Source organism: Oleiphilus sp. HI0125 (assembly GCF_001635355.1).
On sequence record NZ_LWGF01000352.1, the window covers coordinates 1 to 494 of the forward strand.

General features: G+C 42.9%; 1 protein-coding gene. It reads left to right on the forward strand.

Going from position 1 to position 494, the window contains the following annotated elements:
• On the forward strand, positions 1-494 hold a 494-nt coding region (locus A3762_RS27100), incomplete at both ends, for a hypothetical protein (protein ID WP_197469035.1).

Consider the following 494-nt stretch of genomic DNA (forward strand, 5'->3'; position numbering starts at 1 on the left):
GCAACACTCTGTTCAGCTTTATTGTTAAGCGCCTGTGATCCAGCGTTCCAAACTACTGCTCAAAAATGTGCCGAAGGGCAAGCTCTAGATATTGCTTTTCCAGTTCCTAGAGCAGACCGCTATAAAGTCGATGCCAATACTGACCCCAACGCATACCAACTCTATTTAAACACCGCAATCAATACGATGTTCGCCGATCCAATGGAAACATTAACTGCGGAAGAGAGCGATGCACTGACTGAAATAAAAAGACTCGTTAATGAATTTCTCAATTACGAAGACGATGGTTCAGTAGTCACGAGCGCAACCAACCAACTCGATTTCTTTGAGCAATTAGTACTTACCGAAGCGGCATTTGATAGCATTCGTCAGAGAGTGAAACAAGCCACGATTGATGATGATGACTTTTGTACATTCACGAACCGCAATATTCGTTTTATCGACAGTGACGATCCAGAACTCAAGGAAATTGGTTTTGGCGAAGTCACAATTGA